The organism is Amycolatopsis sp. NPDC006125, assembly GCF_040614195.1.
In the GTDB taxonomy this organism is placed as follows: Bacteria; Actinomycetota; Actinomycetes; order Mycobacteriales; family Pseudonocardiaceae; genus Amycolatopsis_E; species Amycolatopsis_E tucumanensis.
This window is the reverse complement of the sequence record NZ_JBEXTZ010000217.1, coordinates 1-2,428: the sequence shown is the minus strand read 5'-3', so window position 1 is coordinate 2,428 and position 2,428 is coordinate 1. Positions and strand designations below refer to the sequence as shown.

Sequence of the window (2,428 nt, the reverse complement as noted above, 5' to 3'; positions counted from 1 at the left end):
TCGAGGTGTCCATGATGACCATGAACTGGGCGAGCGCGAGGAACCCCAGGGCCCACCAGCGGCGGGAGTCGGTTCTCATCTCGGTCTCCTATACCAATAGGGGGTAGGTGTATAGCCGAGAAGTTAAACCTCGCGGGGCTGGTCGCGCAAGTACCCCCCGGGGGTAAATTTATGATCCAGATCTACCCGGGTGCGTCCTCGCCGACGAGGGCGATGCGTTCGGACACGACGGCCTGGAAGTGCGGGCAGCTCGTGAAGTCGTCGTGCTCGCAATCCAGGGCGCACTCGATCAGGTCGAGCGAGGCCTGGGCGCGGGCGATGCGTTCGGCGAGTTCGTCGCGTCGGCGCCGCAGCACGGCCCGGCGCCGCGCCGGGTCGGACGACGTGATCATCTCCCGGATCTCGTCCAGGCCGAGACCGGCTTCCTTGGCGCGCATGATCACCGCGACGCGGTACAGGTCGTCCGGTCCGTAGCGGCGACGGCTGCCTGCCCGGGCCGGATTGAGCAACCCGGTCGCTTCCCAGTGCCGCAGCACGTGCGTGGCCAGCCCGAACCGGGCTGCGATCTCCCCGATGCTCATCGTCGCGTCGCTTGACTTCATGTGGACATTAAGTCGGACCCTGATGAGCATGTCCACCAACACCAGCGAAGCCGACCCCATCGCGAGCCTGATCTCCATCCTCGACGCCGTTGACGCCCTGCCCGGAGCCGCCGAGTTGCGGCGCCGGACCTACGAGCTGCTGCACCCACGGCCTGGTGCCCGTTTCGTCGATGTGGGTTGCGGCGCGGGCCGCGCGGTCGCCGAGCTCACGGACCTCGGGGTCCGTTGTATCGGCCTCGACCCCAGCGACGCGATGCTGGCCGCCGCGCGCCGACGCTGGCCCGAGCTGGAGTTCGACCAGGGGACGGCCGAAGCGCTACCGCTGCCGGACGGCGCGTTCGCGGGGTACCGGGCCGACAAGGTCTTCCACGAGGTGGTCGAACCGCAGCGCGCCATCCGTGAAGCCTGGCGCGTCCTCGCACCAGGCGGCCGGATCGTCCTGCTGGGCCAGGACTGGGAGACGTTCGTGATCGACTCCGCTGATCCGGTTCTGACCCGCACCCTCGTCCAGGCTCGCGCCGACACCGTCCCCAGTCCGCGCGCGGCCCGTGGTTACCGCAACCTGTTGCTGGACCAGGGGTTCACCGAGGTGAACGTCGAGGTGCACACGGCTGTGCTGACCGATGCCGCGATGCTGCCCATCGTCGCCGGGCTGGCCCACAGCGATGCTGCGTCGGGTGCGGTCTCCGCTGATCAAGCCGAGGTCTGGCTCGAGGAGCAGCAACGCCGTGCGAATGATGGGCGGATGTTCCTCGCCGTGCCGATGTTCCTGGCCTCGGCCACGCGCCCGTGAGGCTCACCTAGGGTCTGTATCGAAGTCGATCAGAGCCATTCGTTGATCGCTGCGACGTGGACGGTGGCTTCGTAGCGGACGGCGAGCTTGTCATAGCGGGTGGCGACCCCACGGTGGCGTTTGAGCCGGTTGATGCCGCACTCCACCGCATGACGCTGCTTGTAGATCTCGGGGTCGAACGCAGGTGGCCGACCGCCCTTTGACCCCTTGGCCTTGCGGTGCGCGTCCTGATCAGCCTTGCTCGGGATCGTCGCCTTGATCCCACGATCACGCAGGTGTACCCGGTTGGCCTTTGAGGTGTAAGCCTTGTCCGCCAGCACCCGATCAGGACGCGTCCGCGGCCGCCCACTGCCCGGCCGGGGCACCCTGATCCCGGCCAGGACCGGAATGAACTGCGGGCTATCGCCGCGCTGCCCGGCGGTCAGCACGATCGACAACGGCTTTTCCGGGCACCCGCAGCATGCTGATGCGCCCGCGCGATCGTGGAATCCACACTGACGTCCCAGGTGATGCGTCCGGCCGCCTCGGCCACAGCCTGCAGTGCGGTCAGGATCGCCTGCCAGACACCAGCGCGCTGCCAGCGCCGGAACAATGCATAGGCCGCCGACCAGGACCCATACATCGCCGGCATATCCCGCCACGGCGCACCGGTGCGCACCCGCCACCGGATCCCGTCGACCAGCTGCCGTCTGCTCCACAACGACGGCCGACCCGGCCGCGACAGCACAGGCAGCAACGCCTCCAGCACTGCCCACTGCTCGTCGGTCAGGTCGAACCGCCTCGTCACCGCTAAGGTGTCCACGAGGTCTCCGGTGTTCAGGTTTTTCTTGGTCGACGAACCAACTACCGGAGACCTCACCCATTCCCGGTGATCAACACGCTGAACAGCACCAACTGCTGCCCAGCTCGCCCGAGACCACTTCGATACAGGCCCTAGGTGTGCTGTTCGGGGACGTTGGTGATGGGCTGACACGCTGAGGATGATCTTGATGTGGGTGAGGACCTCCGGGTTCGGTGTGGATTGCGACATCAA

General features: G+C 67.1%; 2 protein-coding genes and 1 pseudogene. 1 reads left to right on the top strand and 2 read right to left on the bottom strand.

The window, feature by feature from the left end:
- Positions 1 to 182 precede the first annotated feature (182 nt).
- Positions 183 to 602, bottom strand: a complete 420-nt coding sequence (locus tag ABZ193_RS43505; protein ID WP_354714682.1) for a MerR family transcriptional regulator — start codon at positions 600 to 602, stop codon at positions 183 to 185.
- Between ABZ193_RS43505 and ABZ193_RS43500 the strand changes: the two genes are divergently transcribed.
- On the top strand, positions 574 to 1,395 hold the full coding sequence (locus ABZ193_RS43500; protein WP_354714680.1) for a methyltransferase domain-containing protein: 822 nt from the start codon (positions 574 to 576) through the stop codon (positions 1,393 to 1,395). The genes ABZ193_RS43505 and ABZ193_RS43500 overlap by 29 nt on opposite strands.
- A 29-nt stretch (positions 1,396 to 1,424) precedes the next feature.
- On the opposite strand, the pseudogene ABZ193_RS43495 reads toward ABZ193_RS43500, so the two are convergent.
- A pseudogene (locus ABZ193_RS43495) lies at positions 1,425 to 2,197 on the bottom strand (IS5 family transposase).
- Positions 2,198 to 2,428: the final 231 nt, after the last annotated feature.

Coding starts and splice junctions, on each gene's coding strand:
- ABZ193_RS43500 (WP_354714680.1), top strand. CDS start 574: ATGCTCATCGTCGCGTCGCTTGACTTCATGTGGACATTAAGTCGGACC.
- ABZ193_RS43505 (WP_354714682.1), bottom strand. CDS start 602: ATGAAGTCAAGCGACGCGACGATGAGCATCGGGGAGATCGCAGCCCGG.